Origin of the sequence: Magnetospirillum fulvum MGU-K5 (assembly GCF_000442515.1) — a bacterium.
GTDB classification, from domain to species: Bacteria; Pseudomonadota; Alphaproteobacteria; order Rhodospirillales; family Magnetospirillaceae; genus Phaeospirillum; species Phaeospirillum fulvum_B.
This window is the reverse complement of the sequence record NZ_AQPH01000058.1, coordinates 1-24,057: the sequence shown is the minus strand read 5'-3', so window position 1 is coordinate 24,057 and position 24,057 is coordinate 1. Positions and strand designations below refer to the sequence as shown.

At 58.8% G+C, this 24,057-nt stretch carries 23 protein-coding genes; 5 read left to right on the top strand and 18 right to left on the bottom strand.

Annotation, left to right across the window (positions count from 1 at the left end; translation table 11 throughout):
- Nucleotides 1-549 (top strand): BRO-N domain-containing protein (locus K678_RS18275; RefSeq protein ID WP_021132982.1); only part of this gene is annotated, 549 nt, incomplete at its 5' end.
- Nucleotides 550-948: 399 nt separating this feature from the next.
- The gene (locus K678_RS13285; protein ID WP_021132981.1) at nucleotides 949-2,541 is read left to right on the top strand and encodes a recombinase family protein; all 1,593 of its coding nucleotides are present in this window, start codon (nucleotides 949-951) and stop codon (nucleotides 2,539-2,541) included.
- Between the two features lie 191 nt (nucleotides 2,542-2,732).
- Here the strand turns inward: K678_RS13285 and K678_RS13280 are convergent, their stop codons facing one another.
- From K678_RS13280 to K678_RS13240, 9 genes are all read right to left on the bottom strand, one after another.
- Nucleotides 2,733-3,329, bottom strand: coding sequence for an AAA family ATPase (locus K678_RS13280; protein WP_021132980.1), 597 nt, complete (start codon nucleotides 3,327-3,329; stop codon nucleotides 2,733-2,735).
- Complete coding sequence (locus K678_RS13275; RefSeq protein WP_021132979.1) at nucleotides 3,329-3,577, bottom strand: hypothetical protein; 249 nt, start codon at nucleotides 3,575-3,577, stop codon at nucleotides 3,329-3,331. Before K678_RS13275 ends, K678_RS13280 begins: the two co-directional genes overlap by 1 nt.
- 163 nt (nucleotides 3,578-3,740) lie before the next feature.
- A complete protein-coding gene (locus K678_RS13270; protein ID WP_021132978.1) occupies nucleotides 3,741-5,534 on the bottom strand; it encodes a nuclease domain-containing protein in 1,794 nt (597 codons plus the stop codon).
- Nucleotides 5,531-8,011: a coiled-coil domain-containing protein gene (locus K678_RS13265; protein WP_021132977.1), complete on the bottom strand. Its 2,481-nt coding sequence runs from the start codon at nucleotides 8,009-8,011 to the stop codon at nucleotides 5,531-5,533. The genes K678_RS13270 and K678_RS13265 overlap by 4 nt, the downstream gene beginning before the upstream one ends.
- A gap of 365 nt (nucleotides 8,012-8,376) precedes the next feature.
- Nucleotides 8,377-11,757: a DEAD/DEAH box helicase family protein gene (locus K678_RS13260; protein ID WP_021132976.1), complete on the bottom strand. Its 3,381-nt coding sequence runs from the start codon at nucleotides 11,755-11,757 to the stop codon at nucleotides 8,377-8,379.
- 11 nt (nucleotides 11,758-11,768) lie between these two features.
- Nucleotides 11,769-12,599, bottom strand: coding sequence for a hypothetical protein (locus K678_RS13255; RefSeq protein WP_021132975.1), 831 nt, complete (start codon nucleotides 12,597-12,599; stop codon nucleotides 11,769-11,771).
- 2 nt (nucleotides 12,600-12,601) lie between these two features.
- On the bottom strand, nucleotides 12,602-13,690 hold the full coding sequence (locus K678_RS13250; protein ID WP_039853148.1) for a restriction endonuclease subunit S: 1,089 nt from the start codon (nucleotides 13,688-13,690) through the stop codon (nucleotides 12,602-12,604).
- The gene (locus tag K678_RS13245; RefSeq protein ID WP_021132973.1) at nucleotides 13,687-15,228 is read right to left on the bottom strand and encodes a type I restriction-modification system subunit M; all 1,542 of its coding nucleotides are present in this window, start codon (nucleotides 15,226-15,228) and stop codon (nucleotides 13,687-13,689) included. The genes K678_RS13250 and K678_RS13245 overlap by 4 nt, the downstream gene beginning before the upstream one ends.
- A 55-nt stretch (nucleotides 15,229-15,283) precedes the next feature.
- A complete protein-coding gene (locus tag K678_RS13240; RefSeq protein ID WP_021132972.1) occupies nucleotides 15,284-16,249 on the bottom strand; it encodes a WYL domain-containing protein in 966 nt (321 codons plus the stop codon).
- 84 nt (nucleotides 16,250-16,333) lie between these two features.
- On the opposite strand from K678_RS13240, the gene K678_RS13235 reads away from it, so the two are divergent.
- Genes K678_RS13235 through K678_RS13225 form a run of 3 tightly spaced genes read left to right on the top strand, consistent with a single transcriptional unit; the run spans nucleotide 16,334 to nucleotide 19,055 of the window.
- Complete coding sequence (locus tag K678_RS13235; RefSeq protein WP_021132971.1) at nucleotides 16,334-17,590, top strand: nucleotidyltransferase domain-containing protein; 1,257 nt, start codon at nucleotides 16,334-16,336, stop codon at nucleotides 17,588-17,590.
- Complete coding sequence (locus tag K678_RS13230; protein WP_155804546.1) at nucleotides 17,575-18,051, top strand: hypothetical protein; 477 nt, start codon at nucleotides 17,575-17,577, stop codon at nucleotides 18,049-18,051. Before K678_RS13235 ends, K678_RS13230 begins: the two co-directional genes overlap by 16 nt.
- Nucleotides 18,048-19,055, top strand: a complete 1,008-nt coding sequence (locus K678_RS13225; protein WP_021132969.1) for a CBASS cGAMP-activated phospholipase — start codon at nucleotides 18,048-18,050, stop codon at nucleotides 19,053-19,055. Before K678_RS13230 ends, K678_RS13225 begins: the two co-directional genes overlap by 4 nt.
- A 241-nt stretch (nucleotides 19,056-19,296) precedes the next feature.
- On the opposite strand, the gene K678_RS18750 is transcribed toward K678_RS13225, so the two are convergent.
- The 9 genes from K678_RS18750 to K678_RS19110 all read right to left on the bottom strand — a co-directional run.
- A complete protein-coding gene (locus tag K678_RS18750) occupies nucleotides 19,297-19,464 on the bottom strand; it encodes a hypothetical protein (protein WP_155804545.1) in 168 nt (55 codons plus the stop codon).
- 30 nt (nucleotides 19,465-19,494) lie between these two features.
- Nucleotides 19,495-19,941 (bottom strand): hypothetical protein, encoded by a 447-nt coding sequence (locus K678_RS13220; protein ID WP_021132968.1) that lies wholly within the window; start codon nucleotides 19,939-19,941, stop codon nucleotides 19,495-19,497.
- Between the two features lie 59 nt (nucleotides 19,942-20,000).
- Nucleotides 20,001-20,756 carry a hypothetical protein gene (locus K678_RS13215; protein ID WP_021132967.1) on the bottom strand — a complete coding sequence of 252 codons (756 nt, stop codon included), beginning with the start codon at nucleotides 20,754-20,756 and terminating at the stop codon, nucleotides 20,001-20,003.
- 22 nt (nucleotides 20,757-20,778) lie between these two features.
- Nucleotides 20,779-21,033 (bottom strand): helix-turn-helix transcriptional regulator, encoded by a 255-nt coding sequence (locus K678_RS13210; RefSeq protein WP_021132966.1) that lies wholly within the window; start codon nucleotides 21,031-21,033, stop codon nucleotides 20,779-20,781.
- Nucleotides 21,030-21,998 carry a phosphoadenosine phosphosulfate reductase domain-containing protein gene (locus tag K678_RS13205; protein ID WP_021132965.1) on the bottom strand — a complete coding sequence of 323 codons (969 nt, stop codon included), beginning with the start codon at nucleotides 21,996-21,998 and terminating at the stop codon, nucleotides 21,030-21,032. Before K678_RS13205 ends, K678_RS13210 begins: the two co-directional genes overlap by 4 nt.
- Complete coding sequence (locus tag K678_RS18745) at nucleotides 21,995-22,225, bottom strand: hypothetical protein (RefSeq protein ID WP_021132964.1); 231 nt, start codon at nucleotides 22,223-22,225, stop codon at nucleotides 21,995-21,997. The genes K678_RS13205 and K678_RS18745 overlap by 4 nt, the downstream gene beginning before the upstream one ends.
- A complete protein-coding gene (locus K678_RS13200) occupies nucleotides 22,218-22,604 on the bottom strand; it encodes a TSCPD domain-containing protein (RefSeq protein WP_021132963.1) in 387 nt (128 codons plus the stop codon). The genes K678_RS18745 and K678_RS13200 overlap by 8 nt, the downstream gene beginning before the upstream one ends.
- Nucleotides 22,601-23,401, bottom strand: a complete 801-nt coding sequence (locus K678_RS13195; RefSeq protein ID WP_021132962.1) for a DNA adenine methylase — start codon at nucleotides 23,399-23,401, stop codon at nucleotides 22,601-22,603. The genes K678_RS13200 and K678_RS13195 overlap by 4 nt, the downstream gene beginning before the upstream one ends.
- Nucleotides 23,398-24,057, bottom strand: a 660-nt coding sequence (locus tag K678_RS19110) for a hypothetical protein (RefSeq protein WP_021132961.1), incomplete at its 5' end; no start/stop codon positions are given. The genes K678_RS19110 and K678_RS13195, both read right to left, overlap by 4 nt.

Sequence of the window (24,057 nt, the reverse complement as noted above, 5' to 3'; positions counted from 1 at the left end):
CAGGACGGCCAGCCCTGGTTCGTCGCCGCCGACATTTGCCGGTGCATCGGTATCAGCAATAGCCGGGATGCCACGGCAGCCCTCGACGACGATGAAAAGGGTGTCGCTTTAACCGACACCCTTGGTGGTCCGCAGGAGGTAAGCATCGTTTCGGAATCCGGCCTCTATGCCCTGATTCTGCGCAGCCGCAAGGCGGTGACGCCGGGCACGGTCCAGCACCGTTTCCGTAAATGGATCACCAGCGAGGTGATCCCGGCGATCCGCAAGACTGGCGGCTACGGCGCTCCGTCCGAAGGATCGGTGGAGCGCGATATGCGGCGGATGTCCGATTTCATCCGCACCCAGAAAAAGCTGATCCAAGCCCAGGAAGACCTCGTCGAGTTCACCCGATCGAAGCTCGCCTTCGACACCATCCGCTCCCTGGTCCAGACGACGGCTCTGTCCGACAGCGAGATCGCGGCGGCGGTCGGATCGCATCCTGGGTATGTCGCGTATGTCCGCTCGACCACCGGCCAGACCGAGCCGGTCGAGGCCGCCCTTCAACCCTGAACGGCAAGGCTGGGTTCGCCCGGCCAACATTCGCCCATCCACCGACCGCAACCAAGCCGCCCCCTCACCGGGGCGGCTTTTTGCTGACCATTCTATCTCGTCGTGACCGTCTCCGGCCCGGCTCCAGCCGACGGCCAGCCCGATCGGGCCGTAAGGCCCGACGCCAACGCGTTGAGCACCCGAAGGGTGCGAATAAGCCCAAGAGCCCCCAAGGGGCGACGCGTGGTGATATCACCACGCCTATCCTGCCCAAGCACGACAGGGTAAATACTGACAAACTTATGGAATCTTCGACAAAGTCGAGCAAACTTCGACAAACGGCCGAAAGACAAAACGAAGGTCATACCCCCACTTTTCCTTCATTGATTTTCGGCTGACTCATTGCGATAAGCTTCGGAAATGGTCTCCGTCTCCCCCTATCGCATCGCGATCTATGCTCGCTATTCTAGCGACCTCCAAAACCCATCTTCGGTTGATGATCAGATTTCGCTGTGTCGGCGATTGATCGCCGGTCAACTTGCCACCGATCCAGACCACGCCCTGATCTTCTCCGACGCGGCGATGTCCGGTGCCACGATCGACCGTCCCGGTCTGACCCGCCTCCTGGAAGCCGTCAGGTCCAAATGGGTTGACCTCGTGGTCGCCGAAGGGCTCGACCGGCTCTCCCGTTCGCTGAAGGACATCGCGGCAATCCACGAGACCATGAGCTATAATGGCGTGACGATCTGGACCGCCCATGAAGGCCGGATCACCGAACTGCATATCGGGCTGAAGGGAACGATGAACTCCCTGTTTCTCAGCGACATGAAAGCGCGGATCAAACGGGGCCACCGCGCCCGCATCGTCGCCGGATATGCCATTTCCGCCTGTCCCTATGGCTACCGGATCGTGCGGGGCGTCGTTGACGACAAGAGGCGCAACGTCAACGGCGTGCGCGAGATCGAGGAAGAGGCCGCCCAAATCATCCGGCGCATCTATCAGGAATTCGCCGACGGCCGGAACGTCAGTCAGATCGTCGATGGCCTCAACCGCGACGGCATTCCCGCCCCATCCGGCAGAACCTGGATGCGCCACACTTTGGTCGGGTCGCCCCGGAAGCAGGAAGGCATCCTGCGCAACCCCATCTATATCGGCCAATTGGTGTTCAATCGGAGCTACGTGGTCCGCGATCCGGTCACCAACAAGAGGGTTTCGGTCCCCAACCCCGAGGCCGAATGGACCAAGGTCGATGTCCCGCATCTGCGGATCATCAGCGACGAACTATGGGCGGCCGTTCGGGAGAACTACCGAGGACGGCTGAAGAAAAAGGATGAGCCCGAACCCGAACCCCGCATCCTCAACAGCCATAACCAGCACGCCCTGACCGGCTGGATCAAATGCGGCTGGTGCGGCGGCGGCAAACAGATCGCCAACGACAGCCGCTATCTGTGCTCGACCCATCGCTACGCCAAAAAATGCAAGAATTCCCGGGGAACCCGGGAGCCGGTACTGATGGCGGCGACGTTCGACGCGCTCTATACCCGGATCAAACACGGCCCCGCGTTCCGGCCGCACCTGATCCAGGCATTCGCCAGCGAGCTCGAACGGAGCAAAGAACTGAGCAAGGTCGAGGCAGATCTGCTGGCCCGGATCGGGCGTCTGCTCGATGCGATCGAGCACGGGATCGATACGGAGAGCGCCACCCAGCGGGTGCTGGACCTCCAAGACCAACTGAAGCATGCCCGCCAGACCATCCAGATCGAGGCCCCGCCAATTCTCCCCGACGAGGCGACGATCCGCGCCACCCTGGCCCGGGCGGTGCAGTCGGTGGAGATGGCCCGCGACGTCAAACGGACCCGCCGGATGCTCAAATGCCTGCTTTCGGAAATCGTCCTCACCCCGATCGCCGACAACCGATGCGGCGAGACGATCACCCTCACCCTGCGCGAAGAAGGCTGGCCCGATTTCTGGCGGATGGTGAGCAGTGGGATGGCCCGGCCTGGTCAGAAATAGATCCGTGCCAAGGGGGCATTGCCGGATGCCCCGCCGCAGGAACCGATGGGCACGGTTGCCTGAAATATCGGCACCGGCCACAGCGCCCCCGGTTCGCCCGGAATCCTCGGCGTTACCCTCAACCCGCCCACAACTCTATCCACAGGATCGGGGGATAACCCGGCGTGACGTGTGACGTCACATCGGCAAGATTATCGGGACAGTCCCTGAGCCTGATCCAAAGCCGCAATGCGGGCCGATCGGACCCAGCCCGGCAGCGCATTCGACATGCTTTTGACGCAGCCTCGTTCCAGCGAAGCGATCAAACGCAGTCGCTGTCGAGAATTGTCCAGCAACCAAGCCCGATCTGCTAAGGCGATCCCTTCCGACAAATGGGCGAGGCTGCGCTGATAGCGCCGAACCACATCGCGAGTGAGGACGAGGTGCCCTCCGGCGCGAACCCGTGTTTTGATACGCCCTACAGAAATCATCGGGGAATCTGTGGACAGATAAATCAGATTTACTTTGTAGCCAGCGGCTTTCGCCTCCCTCATCAAAGCGATCTCGCGATTACCGGAAAACGTCGTTTCCACCGTAAAGCTGCGCTGTTCAGCAAGAAACCGCCGCTGTCGAAGCAGCGCCTCGCGTCCGGCGCTCACGTTCGTGTCGGGGGAATCAGTCCGCTGCCCCTTCATTTCAAGCGCAATATCGTCCGGATTGACCACCGGAAGCCTTCGCGCAAGGTGGCGTTGGGTCAGGGTGGTCTTGCCACTGCCATTGGGACCGGCGACGATCCAGAGCTGGTACATCACAGATCGCGGAGAAAAACTTCGTCTTCGCCCTGGAAGGTGACGAGTTGACGGCGCCCGTCAGGATATTCCTTGACCACGGCATCTGGAAACCGATCGTCACCAAAATACACCGACCGGCCCGCCGCCAAATGTTCCTTGGCGACATCGCCGGTATCGTTCGCCAGTGCCTGAGTGAAGGCGGCCATGAAGCTGCGCTCTTCCGCTTCGGTCATGATGTCGAGTGTCGAAAAATCAAGCTGACCCATGATCCACGCCTCCGATATCGGACGAGTGTAACCTCCCGCCGCCCGTCCGGGTCAATTCCGTTTTTTGTCCTGGAAACCGAACAGATTCCGTTGCGGCCCCGTCTCAGCTTTCGCTCCTCATATCGGCTATTACCGAATTTACGAAGCGGCCCTTTATTCCCCCTTAGGCATGTCGAGACGCCGCCGGACTGTTCGAACGATACGCTTCGGCATGGTTGAGTATACCCAGAACAAAAGCTTTAAGGACGGCAGCAGTTCGATCATGATCGGCGGGGTCCGCACCAATAACACCTAGGATCACGTCAAACGGGTTGGCGCCGACCTCGCCCTTGGCTGACCACGTAACGGCTTCGTCGCGCGGCCGTAGCGATGCTTCTATCGACGCCGCTATCCAGACCTGCCGAGCAATCTGGCTATCTGTGTCGACACTCCGGATCTCACGATACTTCTCAATTTTTTCCAGGCGATCCCATACGTTTTTCGCAGTAGTGTACTTAGCATCAATGACTGCGGCGTACGCCAGTCGGTATTCACGCGAGTCGGCACCCGGCACAAGAACCTCAAGAACTATGTCAGGCGTCCACGGCGAAGCCGAGTGTCCACGATATATCGCATCTATGCCCTGCGCTGCTTGGCGCGGAAGGATCGTGGGCTCATAGCGGAGACGCACTATGCGTTTGTCCGGTGCCTCGAATTCAATCGCCGCATTCCGATCAAGATCGACCGAAAACCGGTCCCGTGCGATAGGCTCGAAAATCGAATTGTGCGAAATGCAGGATAGTCCAGCCTCCTGGAGCGCGGCGGATATTTGGAAGAAGATCCATTGCTCGAAGATGGTCTCGATGGACTTGGCGTCCTCAGTGTCGCCTTGCTCCACCACGATCGAGGTGTTGTTCAGGAACCCGCGCATAAGCCTGGAAGCGCGCGAATACCGCGGATGGTTACGAAATATTGGGCCCTCGAAGCCCTTCAGGAAGTCTTGCCGCGCAATTCGGTTGACCGATGCTCCGAAGCTGCGGATTGTGCTGCGCATCTCAGCCACCACCCGCTCGGAGGCATCGACGATCTCCTGTAATTTCGCGATCTTGGGCTCTTCGCGACGTTGGACGAAACGTGTTAACGCTGCCTCGTCGGGTCCGTAACTGCGCAACATGGCAAGGCGCGTATCGCGCTCTGCTCTGGCGCTCCTGAGGCTTCGTTCAACGCGGCGCCGGAGAAGGTCGATGAACCCGACAATAGCCCTGTTCTCCCGGGTATCGCGGTTCGGCATCGCGGTCGGAAGCTCGAGCAATCCACCTAAACGAACAGCGTCGCGGGCCTTGAGGCCCTGTTGCGCAAATCGCCGCAGAACGCCGGCGTTCAGCCTTTCTCCGCGTTTCGGCTGCCGGATCGTGGTACTGTTCCGTAGTTCCACGTGCGGTTCCTCGAGAATCTCCGCCAAGATCAATGAGAACCGTTTCCAGAAACGCCGGATCTGGCTAAGCTCAAGACGTGCGGTCAGCGGTTGAACGCTGCCATGCCGCAGCGGCGTGCCCTGCGAAAGCGCGAGGCGCGATTTAGAAATTAGGTCGAGCAACAGTTCGACACTGATTCGCCTCATGTCATCGAACATTATTCTGTAAGCACTTGCAGATAGCTTGCTAGGCTCGACCAGCGCGATAGACCGCGCGAGAACAGTCCCGTTTTTTGCATCGCAAAGGTTAATGGGCGTAATGCCAGAAGCGCCATCCAAACAAGCCGACGCTGGCCACTCAAGGCGGGTGCGACGCTCTTGGGGCTCTTCGGACAACGGAATGTCGCCGATCATGATCTGGTAGGTCACGCGCGCATCATAGTCATCGACCTCAAATCCGATACGTGCAGTTTCCTTCGCCTCGAAGCAGGTCTCACCTCGAAAATTGCCGAGAGGCAGATCGATCAAAGTGGATCCACCAGAAAAGATAATGAAATGTGTCATTCTTCCCCAAGGAACATTTCGTCTCTAGAGCGCGCGTCGGCCTCCAGACGAGCAAGGGCTTGAAGGGTCCGAGGAACATTGCAAGCTTTTTCTAGCTTGTCGGAAAGACGGCGCACTGCCTCCATGGCACCGGGCCGGTAGAGCCCGCGGATCTGAGGAAGGATGCGCTGGCGCAATTGCATATCGAGCGCTTGGTCGAAGCTGCAGAGGCTCTCGGGAGCATTGGCCAGGAAACGACAAATCAAGGTTTGCCGACGATGGGTAAGTCCGCAACCAAGCGTACTGAGTTCCGCTTGCATTTCGCCTAAAACCTCAATCGCACGGGCAGGTACGTTAGTGTTTCGTGTCCACCGGTCCCGGTCGAATTGAAGTACAGGCTGCCCCTCAACTTGGTGAGCGCCAGTCTGCGCCGTCATGCCGAGAACCGGCAGACGCTCGTCAACGGCGAACTCAATCAAGTTACAGCGATCCAAAAGGCGCATCGACAATGGCCGCGTCGTTTCATCGAAGTTCACAGTCCCCACGATGATTAGGTTTGGTGAGAGTTCGAATCGTGCGAAAGGTCGGAAGGGATCGTCGATCCGTACTGCGTTCGGGTCGAAGACGCTGATGAGCTGATTTCCCGGTGCTCGTGAAATCGCCTGAATGATATCTGCGAGGTAGTGCTCGGGCTGAGCGAGATTCAATTCCTCGAGGCACACCGAAAAAACAGGAGAGAGAGATCCTATATTTTTACTCGCGTGAAAGGAGAATATCATCTGATTCATCATTCCAGAGGCAGCCGGCACAAACCTGTACTCTAGCGCGTCGGTATAGCCTAGAAGGTCCGAAGGGCTGGTCCAGGATGGGTTCACATCGACTGCCAGGAAGCGTTTGTCCGTTTCCTGGCCTGCAAGCGCTTCCGCGTAGAGGACTGGCAGAGAGGATTTGCCAGAACCGGATACGCCACCCAGAATGACTGGCGCTCGTTCTTTAGCCGAAAGGTGGAACGCCAGAAGGTCCTCTCGGCTGAAAACGAAGCCACACTTCTCGACATGCGCGACAAATCGCTCGAAGAATGCTTCCTCCGGCATCGGAGCGCGTTCCGATCGGGCCACAGAGAAGTCGGGCAGTTTGAACGCGGGTACCGATGTCTCGGTTCGTGATGATGGTTCCGACCGTCCTCCCAACTTTGGAGTGTCGCTAAGACCTAGCCGCCGCAGGAGAGGCTCCAGCGCAAGAAAGTCATTGAGCACCCCAGTCCGGCTTCTCTCCAGTCGTTGCGCAACCGTCTCAAGGCTCTTGCTGACTATTTCCTCTTGGTGGATCAGATCCTCCCTCTTTGCTTCGAGTTCTCGTTCCGAGGCCTTTCTCATGACGTCTAGTTCGCTCTCAAGGGCCTTGTAACGGCATACTCTTTCCGCTTCGAACTTCTCGTTCTCGGCCTTGAATTCCGCACTCAGCTCCTCAATTTTTGTGCTGAGCTCCTTGACGCGCTCCTTGGCCCGTGCATCGATTTGCGCTGCTTGGGCGTCCACCCGTTTCTCGACCTCGGTGGCGACGGCCTGATCGATCTTCGGTTTGAAGCTCGCGTCCGATAGGAGGGCATCGAAGATCTGGCTCAGCGCGTCGAGCTCTTTACTCTGCGTGCCCAGGAAGTGCCGGACTCGAGCGATAACGGCGGGCGACGACTGCGCCTCTTCGGCAAATCGGCTTAGCCGATCAATGAACTCGCGCCGTTCGCGTCTGACCAGGAAGTCCCTGGAAACCTGGCGAACGGCCTCCTGCAAGGAGACGATATCGACCTCATCTGCACCTTCCCGCAGTTCCTCGTAGAGCGTGCCCGTCACCGCTTCGTACTGCACGGTATGCCCGCATTGGTCGTTCGGCTTGCTGATATCGCGCTGCACGACGGCCTTCTGTCGGATATAGCCAGAACGCCCGACCGCTTCGGCAGCGGTGATCCGATAAACTGTGTGCGGCGCGACCGGCTTGGTGAAGCGAATTTCCGGCTCAATCACACGGTCGTTTTCCAGCCGGTCGAATTCGACCTTTAGCGGCCCGTAGAGGTATTCACCAATCCGCACGAGGACATGACGGGTCGGTTCGTGATCGCAGCGCATCCGGAAATCGTCGAGAAGTTCGTTCGGATCAGTGATCTCTGCACCCGGCGTCAGGATCTCCAGCAGATCCTTAGGACCAGGAAGCGTGGGTTGCAGAAGCTGATAGATGTCCCTGTCTGGCGAGTATGACGAGTCCATCGAAGCCTCGATCCCGGACAGGATGAGACAGCCCGGCGGCGCATGGGTCACACGCACCTCGCCTCGCAGCATCCACCAGACCCGGCCGCGGTTCGGGAAGGTTGCCTTGCGATCATCAATGACCTCCCCGTTCGAGGCCGCGATCGGCACGACGGTGGAGAAATGGTTTGCGTTTGCGCCAGCCTCGAAGCTTTTCTGCCCGACTGCGAAGAAGTATCGTTTATCTTTAAAAGCCAATGGGTTATTCCTAAATCTAGGTATCAATTCAGGTGGCTAATATGGACAGTAACGCGAGGGGACCTTCGCGCAGGCCTTCTCCAAAATCCGTCATTAATAATAGCATACTGCCACTTTCGCGCTTATAGGACATCTTATTTTTGTAGGCCAGTAGCCACAGAGCTGGCCTGGGTAATTGTCATATAGAATATAGATGCCTTGCTGATAGCGGAAGTCTGCAACGCGGATTTTGCCACGATTTATCCCAATCCGCCCGAGAAGACGGAAGCTATCCCGATTTCCTCCACCCGGATGCCAATCGATTTCCGATTCTCTCCAGAACAGTCCGCAGCTAGTTACTTTCACGCCTCACCTCTTCATGAGCCTCACGCGGCAGCCCGCTCCCGCACTGAATTCAGAACGCCAATAAGTTCGATTACCTCGCCCTCATTGAACAAGCCAGCAACGCCCAGCGGGTCGAAATCGGTGAAGGGACTTTCGTACAAAAGCTCGGGATCCACGATCCCGCGCTCCGTCAGATGGTCAATGATGATGTTGATGAATTCAAGTTGATTGGCCGTCAGCGTGTGGGCGGCTGAGAATTGATCAAATGCACGTTTCGCTGCTTCGCGGTCCAGCCCGACGATGGAGCGGACGAAAACGCCAAGGCCGCCATACTCCCTTAGACGATCAACCTCCTCTGGAACCGCAATTCCGGCTTCGAGGAAAAACCGCTCCAGTTCCAAGAGGTCCGTCTTGGTCAGCGGCTCATTGCGCCGCAGCCTCAACACCGCAATGTGGTTTTCATTCGACTTCAGAAAATGGCGGGCCTTCAACCGGAATCGGTCCATGTCGGTGCCTACGCTGACACCCCGGACCGCAACTTCCGTCGCCTGACCAATTTCATCCTCAAAATCGGTGTACACGATCGGCCGTTTTTTCACCTCGATCAGTTTGATCAGGCCACGCAACCGGGTGCGCACGCTTTCGAGCATCGGAAGGGTGATGTCCTGCCAAAATTCATCCGCCTGGAGGTCGTGAATCAGGGCCATCTCGGCGGCGACCATCGGGACGTTGGCCATCTCCTCCAGTAAGCCGGCGATATCGACAATTTTCTTCCGCAGACCATCAAAGCTTTTGTCGGAACGGATGACGGCAAGCTGGGTCTTGAGCACGAGAAGATCGAACAGCTTTGCATCGATGTCGTCGTCAACCAGACTGGTGGGCAGGCCCGCGATTTCGTCGATCAGTTCAGTCCGCGCCGACATATCGAGTTTTGTCCACGAATCGTCGTCGGCAAACCTCTCGATCAACCGCCGCTTGGGGCGTACAAGGAAGTTGTCCAAGCTCATCCCGCCAATTTCCTGGCGAAGCCGCGTCACCAGGATGTCGCGCAATCCGAGATGCGTCTCGCAGGACTCCGCCCCATCGAATTCACCAACCAATTCCACCCGTGTCGTGAATAATTGCGTCGCAAGCGAGGCACCCGACGAAACGTCGGCCACGTCCGGGTTCTGATTGAAGAACTCAAAGTTCTGGCAAAAATCGAAGATTGAAAACGATTCTTTGTGCTTTCCGGGGCCGAACAGGTCCGGGCACAAGCGCGTTCCACGCCCGATCATCTGCCAGAACTTGGTCTTGGAACGAACGATTTTGAAGAACACGAGGTTGACCACCTCGGGAACATCGATCCCCGTGTCGAGCATATCGACGGACACCGCAATATGGGGCGCCTTGTCGGCCACGGAGAAATCATCGATCAGCGATTGAGCGTATTCCGTCTTGAAGTCAATGACGCGGGCGAAGGTACCTTTGAGGTGCGGATAATTCGCATCGAACCGCTCAACGATAAATTGGGCATGGTCATGGGTCTTGGCAAAGATGATTGTTTTGCCGAGACGATCCCCTTCCGCCACCTTGAAGCCGTGCGTCATCAGGTGTTCAAGCACCTTGTCGATGGTGTCCGTATTGAACAGCCACTTGTTGACCGCGGCCGCTTCGACACGGGGCGGAACATTGCCGTCCTCATCCCATTCGATGGCATCCCAGGCTTCCTTGTCCTCATCGGAAAGGTCATCGTACTTGATGCCCTCGCGCGGAAATTTCAGCGGTACCGAAACCGCCTTCGGCGGCACGAGGAAGCCATCCTTGACCGCCTCATCAAGGCCATAGGCATCCGTCGGCAGGCCCCTCTGAAGACCGAACAGGCCATAGGTATCGCGATCAACCTCGTCCTTGGGGGTGGCGGTCAATCCGACCAGAAGGCTGTCGAAATAGTCAAAGATGGCACCGTACTTCCGGTAAACCGAGCGGTGCGCCTCGTCGATGATGATGAGGTCGAAATGGCCTGGCCCGAACCGGCGCTTGCCGTCAGACGCTTCTTCGATCAGCTTCATCATGGTCGGATAGGTCGAAACGTAGACGCGGCCCTGCGTCCCCTTTTCGGTCACCAGATTGACCGGCGAAGCCGACGGCAGGAATCGCTTGAAGGCGTTCACCGCCTGGTTCACCAGTGCCACCCGGTCCGCGAGAAACAGGACGCGCCGCGCCCAATTGGCCCGCATCAGAAGGTCCGACAGGGCGATGACGGTGCGCGTCTTTCCCGCCCCCGTCGCCATCACCAGCAGGGTCCGACGCAGGTTGTCCTTCTCGAAAGCCTCGCCAACTCGCCGGATGGCACGCGTCTGGTAGAACCGCTCGACGATGGTCCGGTCGATGTCCGCCGACGCAAGCGGCTTCAAGGTGGAGCGTCGCCGGATGGCGAGTTCGAGTTCGTCCTTGGTCAGAAACCCCTGGATTTGGCGCGGCGGGTAGCGCTGATCGTCCCAAATCCAATGCTCATAGCCATTGGTGTAGAAAATCAATGGCCGCTGCCCGAACCCCGCTTCGAGGCAGTCGGCATAAAGCTTGGCTTGCTGCTGACCGATGCGGGCGTCGCGGGTGGTCCGCTTGGCCTCGACCACCGCCAGCGGCTTTCCGTCATCGCCCCACAGGACGTAATCAACGAAGCCCTCGCCGCTTTCGTTGGGCATGCCGGTTACCGGGAACTCACGATCCGACGGCTTGTCCAACGGCCAACCGGCTTCAAAAAGCAGCAGGTCGATGAAGGTGTCGCGGGTGGTTGCCTCGTCGTAGTCGTGCTGATCGGGCACCTTGGTGTTGGCGGCCTTGGCCTTGGCGACTTCGGCGCGAAGGGTGGCGATTTCCGTTTCCAGCTTCTCGCGCTCGCCTTCGCTGGCCAGCCGCTTGGATTCCGCCTCTTCCTTCGCCTTGACCGCATCCGCCAATCGGCGGGCAGCCTCCTGGAGTTGCTTCAGCGTCGTCGCCGAAACCGCCGTATTGCGCGGCAAGGCATCGGGAATGAACGACAATGCCGGCTCGGGTTTGGCCCCTTGCGCATAGGTGCGCACCAGCCAGTACGAGACATGGAAAAGTTCGCGAAGGGCATTTACTGCGGTGACGACGGCCACCGGCCGCGTCTCGTGCACTGCGAGATTTCCAGTGTCTTTGATGATACGGGCTTTGGCGACCAGAGGGTCCCCGACCAGCCGACGAAATGTCGGCTCATGGATACGCGCGGAGAGCGTAGTTTCGTAAGGGTCCCTCAGGCTGCCATCGTGGCGGTAAAGCCAGTCGACGATGACCTCAAGGGCGAAGCGGGAATAGAAACAGGCAGCGCGAGGATCGGCGATCGCAAGGCTTTCCGCACGGCCAGCGTGTTCGTAGACCTCCGCGAATTCTGGCTTGAGAAAAGCAAACTGCGACATGCCGACACCCCCTATTGCCCGCGATAGATGATATCTGAATCGAGCTGATGCGCCAGATAGGGTGTGAACCCCGCGAGCATAACCGTAACTGCGACCATATCCTTGATTTCAATGTCCCGAAGGGCTGTCTCCGGGGTTCCGCCATGGCGAATGCCGGGATAGCTGCATGTGAACTTGTACAGGGTCTTTACGGCTTCCTTGATCTTGTCGTGAGGCCATGACCCAACTTCATCGCAGATACGGCCGAGGGTGTTCGACGCAACGCCCGGACAATTCTGGCCGAGGGCCTCCAATAGGTTGACCTGCTTCTGGATACAAATCCTGATCCGCCCCGACGAAGAATCGGCATGGAGATCGCGCAGGGCCTCCTCGAAATCGATCATCAGCGAATGAATATGAGGGTCGCGAAGACTCACGTCCTTGAGTTCGCGTACCAGACCGGCAAATACACCGGACAGGGTCGGGTTAAGGGCGAAGGGGCGCCGCAGATCGTAACGGAGGCTGAACTTCGACAGGAACGCCTCGACGAGCACGAAATAGCGATTGGCGAGGGCATCACCGCCAAGATCGTCGGCCACGCCATGCGCCCGTTCGAGAAATTCGACCAATGCCCGCTCACCCAGAAGGGTATCGGATTTCACCCGACGGAACGCGGCGCGCCCCCGAACCGGATCGCCAATGATTTCAGCCAGATGTTCAGGTGAAGGACCCGGCACGATGACAGGGGTAAGTTCGCGGTAGAGTTCCGAGAAGAGGTCAGCCGGCGCACCGGAATGCTTCGCCAAAGGCGCCCAGATGCCGCGCCACGTATCCGACCAGACGGGAAGGAACTCGCCGCGCACGATTACAACTCTCCCCGGAAGGCGCGATGCTGAAGGGAGGCGAAGAGAGCCTCTAACTTGGCCAAGTGAGCGCGAGAAATAGCCTTAAGATTATCCACATGGAGCACCGCTTGCCGGAATTGGTCCTGGAGAATGCGCGGAGGAATAGGGATATCCAGGTCGCGCAATATCGCCAGATTTATGTTCTTCTGCGCAAATTGTGGCGCATCATCTTCAAGCTTCTTCTGAATGAACCCCATCCAGTGCTGAACAAACTCCGTTATTACTAGGTCATTCGGCGAAAACCCAACAACACTGTCTGGAAAACAGGCGTCAAATGCAAGAATGGCGGTTTTCCCAATGTTCGCGGCAATTGTTATGCACAATGTTCCCGCAGGCCAAAGGCGGCTCTGCTTCAAGCCGACCTCTGAATATGTAGCAGAAAAATCCCTCACATAACCGTCTGCATTGGCGATATCTCCCGTCTGTATAAGTGGATATGATCCGCCCAAGAGAATTGGATCATTCCTAGGTCTATGTTTTGAAACCCCACGTTCGAGTATGCCGACATCTCCAAGCTTGCCGACATCCCAACCTTTCCGATTGGATGTTGGGTCTCCGAACATTTCGAAGAAGATCGCCTGCATGAGTTCATCAAGCTCTCCAAGGGTCTCACGTCGTTTCCGCAGCACCCCCTCGGCCTGATCGAGGATTGCCGCGATCCGCTGTTGCTCGTCGAGGGACGGAACATAGAGTGTTTTCTCATAGGCATCGTTTCGATTTAGGCCCGGAACGCCTGTAGCCTTATTAAGTTGTCCAAGATCAAGATCTGAGAGCGCGTATGCAAGCCAGCGCAAATGGTGCTCAGTCGCGGACTGATCAATGTAATATGTTGTGTCGATGGGCCAGCAGGGATCTGGCGAGTAGTTCACTTCACCTATAGAGCCTTTTCGCCCAACAATGATTGCAGGGCCGTCAGTATATGATTGGTTGTGGGTTCCAACTTCTCCATTTGATCCGTAAACGGGAGTTGCCCCAGGAACCCTAGAGCGTTCTGGAAGTGCGCTGCCATATTTGAATTCACAAATGTCGCCTAGACGCATGATCGTCATCCAAGCATCTCCTCAAGCGCGATCAGACCCTTGGCGATCTCTGTCTCCAGGGCCTTCAAATCAGCGATGATCTCGGCTGGCGAGTCGTGCTGGACCTCTTCGTGCACCACTTTCTTGTAGCGATTGAGCGACAGGTCGTATGTGCCGCTGGCGGCGATTTCGCCCTTCGGTATGCAGAAGCTCTGCGCTGTGCGAGGCTGTTTCCGTTCCTCGTCGTTCCGCTCTTCCCACCGCATCAGCACGTCAGGAAGATTGTTCTTGGCGTGCTCCTCATCAGACAATTCGTCAGCTGGCGTCGGTCCCTGCTTCTCTTCGGGCAGGAGGGGCTGGCGCTTGTCATCCAGCGACCAGCCGTCGGCCATAACATCGTAAAACCACACATGGTCGGTACCGCCGACGCCAGTCTTGGTGAACACCAGGATGGCAGTGGAAACCCCGGCATAGGGTCGGAACACCCCGGAAGGCAGGGAAATGACCGCCTCCAGCTTGTGGTCCTCGACCAAACTGCGGCGCAAGGTCTTATGGGCCGTGGACGAGCCGAACAGCACGCCGTCCGGCACGATCACCGCCGCACGACCACCGACTTTCAGGAGCCGCAGGAACAGGGCGAGGAAGAGAAGTTCGGTTTTCTTGGTCTTGACGACTTGTTGCAGGTCCTTGGCGCACGCTTCGTAATCGAGCGACCCGGCGAACGGCGGATTGGCCAAGATCAAGCTGTAGCGGCCCGCTTCTCCGGCATGATCCTCGGCCAGCGAATCGCGGGCGATGATTGCCGGGTTCTCGATTCCGTGCAGGATCATGTTCATCGAGCCGATCCGCAGCATGGTCGGGTCAAAGTCGAAGCCATGGAACATGCCATCATGGAAATGCTTGCGGAGCGCCGGATCACGCATCACCTCGGGATGGTGATCACGAAGATACTCGCCAGCGGCGACGAGGAACCCGCAAGTGCCAGTTGCCGGGTCGCAGATGACATCGGTCGGCTTCGGCTCGGTCAGTTCGACCATCAGCTTGATGATGTGCCGAGGGGTGCGGAACTGGCCGTTCTGGCCGGCGCTGGCGATGACGCTCAGCATGTACTCGTAGATGTCGCCCTTGGTATCCCGGTTCTCCATCTGCACCTTGTCGAGCTTCTCGACCACCTTGGCGAGAAGGGCAGCGGACGGAATGCCGAGGCGGGCGTCACGCATGTGCTGGGAGACGGAAGTGGCTTCCCCCGCAACGGTGCGGATGAAGGGGAAGACGTGCTCATCGACCACCTTGAACATCTCGCGCGGCTCGAACGTCTTGAACCGCGACCAGCGCAGATCCTCAAAGGGCCGCCCGCGCTCATCCATGCCTTCCGGGAAGATGCGCCGTGCCATCGGCTTGTTCAGCCCCGCCGCCTTGCGCTCCTCGACCGTGTGCAACTCATCGAGCCGCTTAATAAAGAGCAGATAGGTGATCTGCTCCATGACTGCGAGCGGGTTGGACAACCCGCCCGACCAAAAGTCATTCCAGATGGAATCGATCTGATTCCGGATGTCACCCACGAGCATCTTGCCTCACACTTTTCCTAGCCGATATAATAAACGGCACAATTGAATCGACCTGTTATGCCGTCACTTCGGCCAGGACGTTGTCATAGTCTTCTCGATTTTCGACGACGACCGGCGTTTCCTCCGGTCTATCGAGATGCTTCGCTACGTCCAAGCGCAACCTCTTGTTGAAATAGTACAGTAACGCGCGGCGTACAGGAACGACAATTCGTCCATCTGTCATCCCATAATCCACCCCGATCGTTTCCTGCTGAGCGAGGCTCAGCATCGGATTAGGGACGAGAACGACATTGAAGCGGGTTACCCAATTGTAATCGGCGCCCGGCTCTGCGCTGGGCTCGCCCTCGTCGCCCACGCCAAGGCAGCGAGATAGAAGGAAATCGCGGAATTGATGGCGAATACCGCAGTAGGCTCGAACGTGCCACCGCAAGCCGTCGAAGCCAAAGGCGTGCGGCGTTATGCGGCGCCACATGGATTCGGGGCGATCCTTGCTCATTGAATGATAGTGAATATCCAGCGAGCGGCGACGGCGCATCGCACTGACCAGTGCCCGGAGCAGAGACGGCTCCACCCTGCGACTGGGAATGGGTATCGAGCCGGTGGCGGGGAGTTCGGCAATCCATGTGTCATCGATATCGATGACCTCGTCGGCCAGCCCCTTGAGTTGGGCAAGGTATCGACCAGCGTTTGGCTTCAGGAATTTGGGGCTGAACGTGCCCGCCGGGACATAGCATTTCTCCCGCGAGTCGTACTGGATGTTTGCAGGCGCAAGTTCCTGGTAGCGACTGAGGTCGTTTGATGCCTGGGGCACGGACACGCCAAACCGAGTGGTGATGTCGCTACGGTTAACCCGTCCCTCCCAGAACAGCCGGAATTCGATAAACTCAAGCCTCCGCTCCGCTCCTCGACTAAGTTTGGTACCTTCCCCCACGTCACCCCCCCACATGTATGCGAATAATTTCTTGACGGGTCGTATTTTTAAGCCCATATAGAAAATATACGCATCGGCAGGCCGGGTCAACGGAAACCCTCCTTTCGCCAGCCGACCAATGCGCATTCTCAGTGCGTCGCCATTGGAAAGCGACACGAAAGGATATTGAAGATTATGGTTGCCCAGTTCCCCCCTTCTCCGCTTGGGCCTGAGGCCCCGCTTGGTGAAATCTTGCTTGCCGAAACGGCAATCAAGATCGAATTGCCGTCCAGCTTGCACCGCTTGGCTGTCGAACGCTATGACGCCGTCCGCCGATATATCGAGCGGACGGGAAGCCCCCTTGAGGAAAAGGTGGCCTTGTTCTATCCGCAAGGGTCAATGGCGATCCGCGCCACGATCAAAGCCCGCAAGCGCGAAGATGGCTACGACATCGACATCATCGCCGAACTGCTGTTGCCGGCCTATTCCGCTCCGGCGAAGGTTTTGGACCTGCTCTTCGAGGCGGTCAACGGCCTTCCCGGTTCACAGTATTTCGGTAAGGTCGTTCGCCAGACCCGTTGCGTGACCGTCTTGTACGAGGACGGGATGCATCTGGACATTACGCCCTCGCTGCTCTTCGATGAATCGGACCCGCGCAAAAGTCACATCTTCCATGCCAAGGCTGAGGAGCCGGCCAGCGCTCACAAGCGACTCCTGATGAACACCTATGCCTTCATCGAGTGGTTCAATCAGCGGACGCCGATCGATCTGCCGTTCACCGAAGCCTATGCCATGCGGGCACTGGCCCACGACCGGATGATCATGAAGGCGGCGGCACCGGCTGAGCCGGTTCCCGACCATTCGACGAAGGAAGGCGGAAAGTCCTCGGTGGTGGTGGCTCTTCAGCTCCTGAAGCGCAACCGTAATCTCCGCTACGCCAAGCGTGACGGGCGAATGCCGCCTTCCGTGATGATGGCGTGTTTTGCCGGCCATGTTGCCGCTCCGGGCAACAGCATCAGCGGGGCCTTGGAGGCTATCGTGCAGCATATGATGCACGAATTGGGCAAGGCCCAGGCCGCCGGCGTGCTGGTCAATGTCCGCAACCCCAAATGTCTGGAGGAATGTTTCACCGATCGATGGCCCGAGAACCTCACGGCTCAGCAAATCTATCTCGGCGATCTCAAGGCGTTCAGCAAACAGCTCTCGTTATTGATGAACGAGGATCTGCCGCTGCCCAAGAAGCGCAACTTGCTGATCGACATGTTCGGCGAGGGACCGGGCACGGCAGTGATTGATGAATACAGTGAGAAACTCGCGCGGGGCATCCGGGAAGGTAGCCGTCTGATTGCGCCATCCGGTCGTGTGGTGGTAGGCGCTACCGTTGCGGCTGCTACTATCGTTAAGCCAGCGCCTGCCCACACCTTCTTCGGAACGTCATGGCCAAAAAAGTAAAACCAATAGGCGCGCAGGTGCACGGGATGCACCTGCGCTGGCCAAACTTCGAGGTCTTCCAGCGTTCTACCGACAAGGTACTTTGGGTCGGGGAACTGGTTGGCATCGAGTGTCGCCATGTCGTTTCGGTGGAATATGGGCTGCCCCGTGATCCTGGGACCGATCCGCTATTTCGGATTTTCCCGTTGGTCCGGGTCATGTCGCCACGGCTTATGCCGCAGTGGGATGCAGCGGAGGAGGCGCCGCTGCCGCACGTCTATTTCCAGGAGCCCGACATCCGCTATTCGCCTCTTTGCCTCTTCGATCCGGCAGCCGGGGAGTGGGCCCCATCCAAGTCCATCGCCATGACCACCATCCCGTGGGCGGCTGACTGGCTTGCCTGTTACGAAATCTGGCTCGCAACTGGACGTTGGCGCGGCGGTGGCCGCCATGCCAACGATCCGATGGAGAAGATTGCATGACCTACATTCCGCCGCGCCGTTCCGATGGCACGATCCAAAAACAGCGGGAGCCGTTGCCATGGCCAAAGGATCGGCCGTTCCGCATCCTATCCATTGATGGTGGTGGGATTTGCGGCATCTTGCCGGCCTCCATCCTAGCCGAACTCGAGCGTCGCTACCTTGGCGGCAAATCCATCGCTGGCCATTTCGATATGATCGCCGGAACCTCCACCGGAGGAATTATTGCCCTTGCGCTTGGCATCGGCATGAAAGCGGCGGAAATCCGGGATGTCTATATGGACCGCGGCGGCCTAATTTTTCCCAGGGGATCATGGCTAACTAGGCCGCTTCGAGCGATCCGCCGCCTCGTGCGCTATGGCTATGACGCGGAGGTGCTTGAAGCAGAGTTGTCGCGCATTTTCCAGGCACGGGTATTGGGCGAATCGACGGCTCGCCTCTGCATCCCATCCTTCGAGGGGCGACACGGCGAACCGTGGATTTATAAGACGCCCCACCACCCCGATTACAAGAATGATCAACACGAAAAAATGGTGAAGGTCGGATTGGCGACGGCCGCCGCACCAACATTTTTCCGTTCATTAGAAAACGATGGATATCTAATGGTTGACGGAGGTCTGTGGGCCAATAACCCAGTAATGAACGCTGTCGTCGATGCACTCACCTGCTTCGATATTGATCGGCGGCAGGTGCAGGTCTTGAGCCTGGGGTGCGGAGAAACCCAGTTTAAGGTTACTCCCCGCCGCGCCACGGGGGGCATGTTTCACTGGCGGGATGTCATCCGCGCGGCTATGCGAGCCCAATCACTGAATGCGCTTGGCCAAGCCTATCTCCTTCTCGGCAAAGACCATGTTATGCGTCTTGATGCCCCTGAAACGCCGAATCCTATCGCGCTCGATGACTATATTCGAGCAAAGGATGAATTGCCAAATATGGCCAGATCTCTCGTAGAAGGTGCAGGGCGTGAGATTGAACGAACGTTTCTTAATATTACCTACAATAATTGAAAGTCTGCCTCTTGATCCCACGAAATATAATACCAATCGACATCCGAATTGAATTGGCAGGGATTCCGCTAACCGGCGAGGTGTGTCTCACTGTGTCCACCAGAGTTCGGGGGGGGGGGGTAATCCCCCCATTTTTAGCGTTGGTGGACATAAAATTCAGGCGGACAATTTCAGTTTCTGGGCGGGAGTGATGCCGCCGATGCCCAACACCGCCGCAAATTCATGGGAATACGGATCGTCTTCATGTCGTCCCCTCCGTTTCGGTGGTCGAGCCTCCGGCCGGTGTGACGCTCCACGTCACACCGGCATCCCCGCCCAGGGCCGCGACCCAGAGCAGGACATCGACCAGTCGGATATCGAGCAGAGCATTGGTTTCGCGCCGGACCAGGGTTTCACGGCTGATCCCCAACCGCTGCCCCCCAACGGCATTGCCATAGCGCTATCTTTGGGGCTTGCGGCCTTCCCACTCTGGCGGCACGTCATAGAGAAAAAATGGCTGGGCTTCGGGGACGACAAGGGTGCCATTGGCCTTACGAAGGATGACCGCATCCGATGTGGGCGCCCCCCTTACGAGGCATTGACCATGCCCAACGCTTTCCTTCTGCCTGTCCGCCAAGAATATTTCCTGAATGCAGATATTAATCCCATCCTCACTCAGATGGTATTTTCCGATCAGGCGCGATCCTTTAAGGAATTTCCCCCATGTTTGAGATATCTGGAAAACCGCCGGGCCGTCTTGGTCGTCTGACATTGTCGACTCATTGAGCATCTTCGGAAACGCCGACATCTCCATTTTCGATGGCATTTCCGCCACAGCCGATGCTGTGATCTGCATGCTGGCTATGGTGGCGATCAATGCCGAATGGAAATGGCGATGGTCGAGCATTCAGGACCTTCGAAGAAGAGACCATCATTCAGCCGTATGATCGACAGCCTGTCGATGGCTCATTTCAAACTGGCTTGGTCCGGTTCACACGCACTCACCTGGACCATCCGGCCCTGATTGTCCGTGAAGACCCATTGGGTCCCCTTGCTGCCCCCAAGTTGGCAAGCCCTCTGTTCCAGAGGTCGGGGATCACCATCGACCTCGCAAGTATTGCGGGTTTGTCCATCGACAGGCTTGAACGGCTGCCACGTCTTTTTCAGAAAATCTGTACTCCACGCCTGAAATTCATCACAGCGCCTTATTGGGGCTGTCACGCCTTGTCCGTCAAAAACGAGGTCGCCGGTCAACATGACCCGTGCCACCTGGTTGAGATGAATGTCGTGGACCGGGAGGCCTTCGGCTCCCCTGAAATCCTGGAGCCGGGCAAGGCAGGCGGGATGCCTGCCGCTGTCGGTACCGGGGGCGATCCTTCCCATCCCCTGACCCTGGCGGCCGAGGATTGCCGTGGCGCAGCCGCTCCGGCGGCTGTTTTTGGGGAGAAGCGGTTCCAGCGCGACATGGATTTCGTCGCCAACGAACAGAATGGTGTCCGCATGCGCACTCATGACCGAGTGCAGCATACGCAAGGTCAACCTGTCGTCGTCGATATGTTCGATGACGGTGAAAATGGTGGTGTCCTGGGCGATGGGCTCGGTGGTGTCGGCCGGGGAAAGTTGGCCCGGCTCCACCTCGACAGTGAGAGGCTGCGTGCACCCCGCCATGGTTCCCAAGCTCAATGCCGCCGCCAAAATCATGGGAATTCGGATCGTCTTCATGTCGTTCCCTCCGTTTTGGTGGTTAGCCTTCGGCCGATGTGACGTGCCACGTCACACCGGCTTCCCCGCCCAGGGCCGCGACCCAGTGCAGGACATCAACCAGTCGGATATCGAGCACGGCATTGGTTTCGCGCCGGACCAGCGTTTCGCGGCTGATCCCCAACCGTCGGGCCAGTTCGGCCTGACTGATCCCGGCCTCGATCCGGCGCTGGCGCAGATCGAGGCGGAGCGTCCGCATCACCGCCAACGCCTCGACCGCTGGAACAGCGGCGCTCATTCGCACAGACCATAGGCTGACGAGCAGACCGGCAGCGGCTCGTGCATCCGCAGCATATCCAGTTGCTTGCCGCCCCGACTGGTCATTGCCCAGGCCACCGCCTGGCGGACGTTGGCCCCGGCGAAGATCTCCTCGGCCGACCGGTCGCCGCTGGCATTCTCCTTGTGAAAGAACGTGGTGGCCCCGCGCTTGCTGGCCTGGCTGGCGATCGCCTCCCATGCGGCGATCTTGTCGATGTGATCGGGGAAGCGGCGGGCGATCTCGCGCAGTTCGTCCTTGCGGCAATTGATGCAGGGCATGCAGCCGACCCGGTGCATCCCCTGGCGATAGAGCGGGTTCGGCTCGATGCCGTGACGACGATGGATTGCGAACACCCGATCGATGGTCCAGGCATGCAGCGGTCGCCAGATCCACAGACCGCCGCCGACCGACTGGATGCGAGGCTTCGTCGCTCGCTCTGGGCTTTCCTCGGCCCGGATTCCCTGCCACGAAAACACCGCCAATCCGGATTCCAGCAACGGCAAGATGATCTGTTCGGTGATCGGAATCACCTTCAGTTCGGAGGTGCAGAATTGCGCCCGTCGCGATGGGAAGCGGCCTTTCAGGAGGCACAGATCGAGGAACGGAATCCCGGTGGGCTCCGCCAGCACCTCCAGCGCCTGGGAAACAATGGAATCGGGCACGCCATCGGCGGGCCAGTGTTCGGCGACATAGTGGCGCTTGCGGGCGAAATCGGCGGTGAAGTCGGCCCGGACCCATTCGATCGCCGGGCCACCGGAGCGACGCGGCAGGTCCCGAACATAATCGAGGGTTTCCGGGTGTTCATTGCCGGTGTCGGCGAACACCACCCGGATCGTCTGGCCGCGCCGGGAGGCCCAGCGCTCGGCGATCTCGATCCCGAGCAGGTACAGGGCGGTGCTGTCCTTTCCGCCGGAATAGGACAGCACATGGGTGACCGGCTTCATGCCGCCCCTCCTTCGATATGGGCCACCTCATTGCATTTCGGGCAGGGCTGACTCAGCGTTTCGCGCTTTGTGTGGTGCTCGCTCCATCCGTCGTCATGGCCGCACAGAGGGCACTGAAGATGGACGAAATATCGGTATTTCGTGACGCAGCCATGATCCCCGGCATCGACCACCCGCATCAGAACGCGGCGAGATCGACGGGGCGCGTCGGGAAACAGGTCAGCCATGGCCTGACTCCTTGGCTGTCGCTCCGATCTCGATGATCCAGTCGAGCGTCGCCCCGACCGGAGAGGCCGGGACGGTGGCAACCGGGCGGCCGTCCAGATCCTCAGGCCGCAACGGCGACAACGGGATGCGGGCGATAGAGCGGGCCAGTGCCTCGGCAGGCACGCCATGTTGCAGGGCGACCGAGATCACCACGCCGACATCGGCCATGATCGCATCCATCGCCGAGCCTTCCTTGCCACCCGCGAAGAACACCTCCTGGACCTGGCCGGTAGCGGGATCGAGTCCCGCCGAAATGAACAGGGCCTTGCCGAAGGCGTCGATCTTCTCGGTCACCACCGGACGGCGGTGCGGCAATCGGGTGCGGGCTGTGGAGGTCATGCCGCACCTCCCGCCAGCAGGGGCGAAGGCTCATAATTGGTGAGAATGACCTCTCCCTTGCTGGTGCTTCCGCCGCCCAGCACATCGACCCTGTGTTCCACCCAATCGCCAAGGACATCGCTATAAAGCGTGCCTGGGTTCATGGTCAGGATCACTGAGGCGCGGCACCGTTTCAGACGCTCGGCCAGGGCACGGTGCGACTCGTCGGTCATCCGCACGGCGTAGCGGCGTCCGACATCGCCAGGATAGGGCGGGTCCACGAACAGCAGGCAGTCGGCGGTGTCGTAGTCGTCGATCAGCTTCAGCGCATCGACAGACCGGATGCAAATGCCCCGCAACCGTTCAGCCGCCGTCAACAGCCGCTCCGGCATAGTTGCCCAGGTGAATTCTGGTGCCGTCGTCTGGCTTTTGGACCAACGGAACCCCGTTTTGTGGGCGTCTCCGCCACGGCCAAACCAGCTTCTCACCAGGAAACGCCATGCCATTTCCACCGGATCGTCATTGGCGGTCATGGCATAGACCCGACGCAGCATCTCCTCGGAATAGGGAGTGAGTTCAATGCGGCGGTATAATTCCCTCGCATCAGATCCTCGCAGCACGTCGAACAGGTTGATCACGTCACCGTTCAGGTCGTTGATCACCTCTCTGGGGTGACGCGCCTTTTTCAACGTGACGATCGCGGACCCGCAGAACAGATCTACCCAGGTGTTCGGTCCTGGCGGAATCAGGGAATGGATGCGCTCGCACAGCCGCTCTTTTGAGCCGTAATAATTGATCGGTCGATGAATATCGCTCATTCCGCAGCCCTCCCCACCAGAGCATTGGCCGACTTCAGAGCAGACTGGCCTTTCTTCCGTCCTTTGGTGACCGCCGCTTCGTTGCATTCCGCCGTCTCGGCTTCCGCGACAAGGGCGAGCGCCTGATCCAGGAAGGCGGCGTGGCGATGGCCGATCGCGGCGACGCGCAGGCAATCGGCGACGACGAAACGCTCGATCCGGGCGGCGATATCGAGGAGGTCGCGGACGGTTTCCGTAACCCGCGCCGCCCGATTGTCCCGGCCAGCCTCATCCTGAAAGAATTCGACGTCGGACAGTCGATGGAGCAGTTCTTCGGCAAGATGGCGCGTGGCATAGACCATCGCGCGTTCGGTCAGCGGGTCGGCGGCACGAGACGACTTGCTCGGCACCGCCGGGGCCTGGGCGCGTGTCCGGACACGCTCGCCGACAGGATCTGCTGTCAGAGCCGCTTTGGCCCGTTCGACATCGCGGGCGAGATAGTCCAGCGCCTCAAGCACGGCAGCCCGGTCCACGGTCACACGGGTATAGGTCGGATTCCAGGACGGACCATCGGTTCTGGTGACGCTGGTGTATGTCCTGCCGTTGAAAATCATCACCGCCAGGGCCTGATAGATCGTGTCGTCAAAGCGGTAGTGGCTCTGAACGCCCTGTTCGAT

Bases quoted from the DNA above. Each gene is read 5' to 3' on its own strand.
- K678_RS13285 (WP_021132981.1), top strand. From the start codon at position 949: ATGGTCTCCGTCTCCCCCTATCGCATCGCGATCTATGCTCGCTATTCT.
- K678_RS13280 (WP_021132980.1), bottom strand. From the start codon at position 3,329: ATGTACCAGCTCTGGATCGTCGCCGGTCCCAATGGCAGTGGCAAGACC.
- K678_RS13275 (WP_021132979.1), bottom strand. From the start codon at position 3,577: ATGGGTCAGCTTGATTTTTCGACACTCGACATCATGACCGAAGCGGAA.
- K678_RS13270 (WP_021132978.1), bottom strand. From the start codon at position 5,534: ATGACACATTTCATTATCTTTTCTGGTGGATCCACTTTGATCGATCTG.
- K678_RS13260 (WP_021132976.1), bottom strand. From the start codon at position 11,757: ATGTCGCAGTTTGCTTTTCTCAAGCCAGAATTCGCGGAGGTCTACGAA.
- K678_RS13250 (WP_039853148.1), bottom strand. From the start codon at position 13,690: ATGACGATCATGCGTCTAGGCGACATTTGTGAATTCAAATATGGCAGC.
- K678_RS13245 (WP_021132973.1), bottom strand. From the start codon at position 15,228: ATGCTCGTGGGTGACATCCGGAATCAGATCGATTCCATCTGGAATGAC.
- K678_RS13235 (WP_021132971.1), top strand. From the start codon at position 16,334: ATGGTTGCCCAGTTCCCCCCTTCTCCGCTTGGGCCTGAGGCCCCGCTT.
- K678_RS13230 (WP_155804546.1), top strand. From the start codon at position 17,575: ATGGCCAAAAAAGTAAAACCAATAGGCGCGCAGGTGCACGGGATGCAC.
- K678_RS13225 (WP_021132969.1), top strand. From the start codon at position 18,048: ATGACCTACATTCCGCCGCGCCGTTCCGATGGCACGATCCAAAAACAG.
- K678_RS13220 (WP_021132968.1), bottom strand. From the start codon at position 19,941: ATGCTCGACCATCGCCATTTCCATTCGGCATTGATCGCCACCATAGCC.
- K678_RS13215 (WP_021132967.1), bottom strand. From the start codon at position 20,756: ATGAAGACGATCCGAATTCCCATGATTTTGGCGGCGGCATTGAGCTTG.
- K678_RS13210 (WP_021132966.1), bottom strand. From the start codon at position 21,033: ATGAGCGCCGCTGTTCCAGCGGTCGAGGCGTTGGCGGTGATGCGGACG.
- K678_RS13205 (WP_021132965.1), bottom strand. From the start codon at position 21,998: ATGAAGCCGGTCACCCATGTGCTGTCCTATTCCGGCGGAAAGGACAGC.
- K678_RS18745 (WP_021132964.1), bottom strand. From the start codon at position 22,225: ATGGCTGACCTGTTTCCCGACGCGCCCCGTCGATCTCGCCGCGTTCTG.
- K678_RS13200 (WP_021132963.1), bottom strand. From the start codon at position 22,604: ATGACCTCCACAGCCCGCACCCGATTGCCGCACCGCCGTCCGGTGGTG.
- K678_RS13195 (WP_021132962.1), bottom strand. From the start codon at position 23,401: ATGAGCGATATTCATCGACCGATCAATTATTACGGCTCAAAAGAGCGG.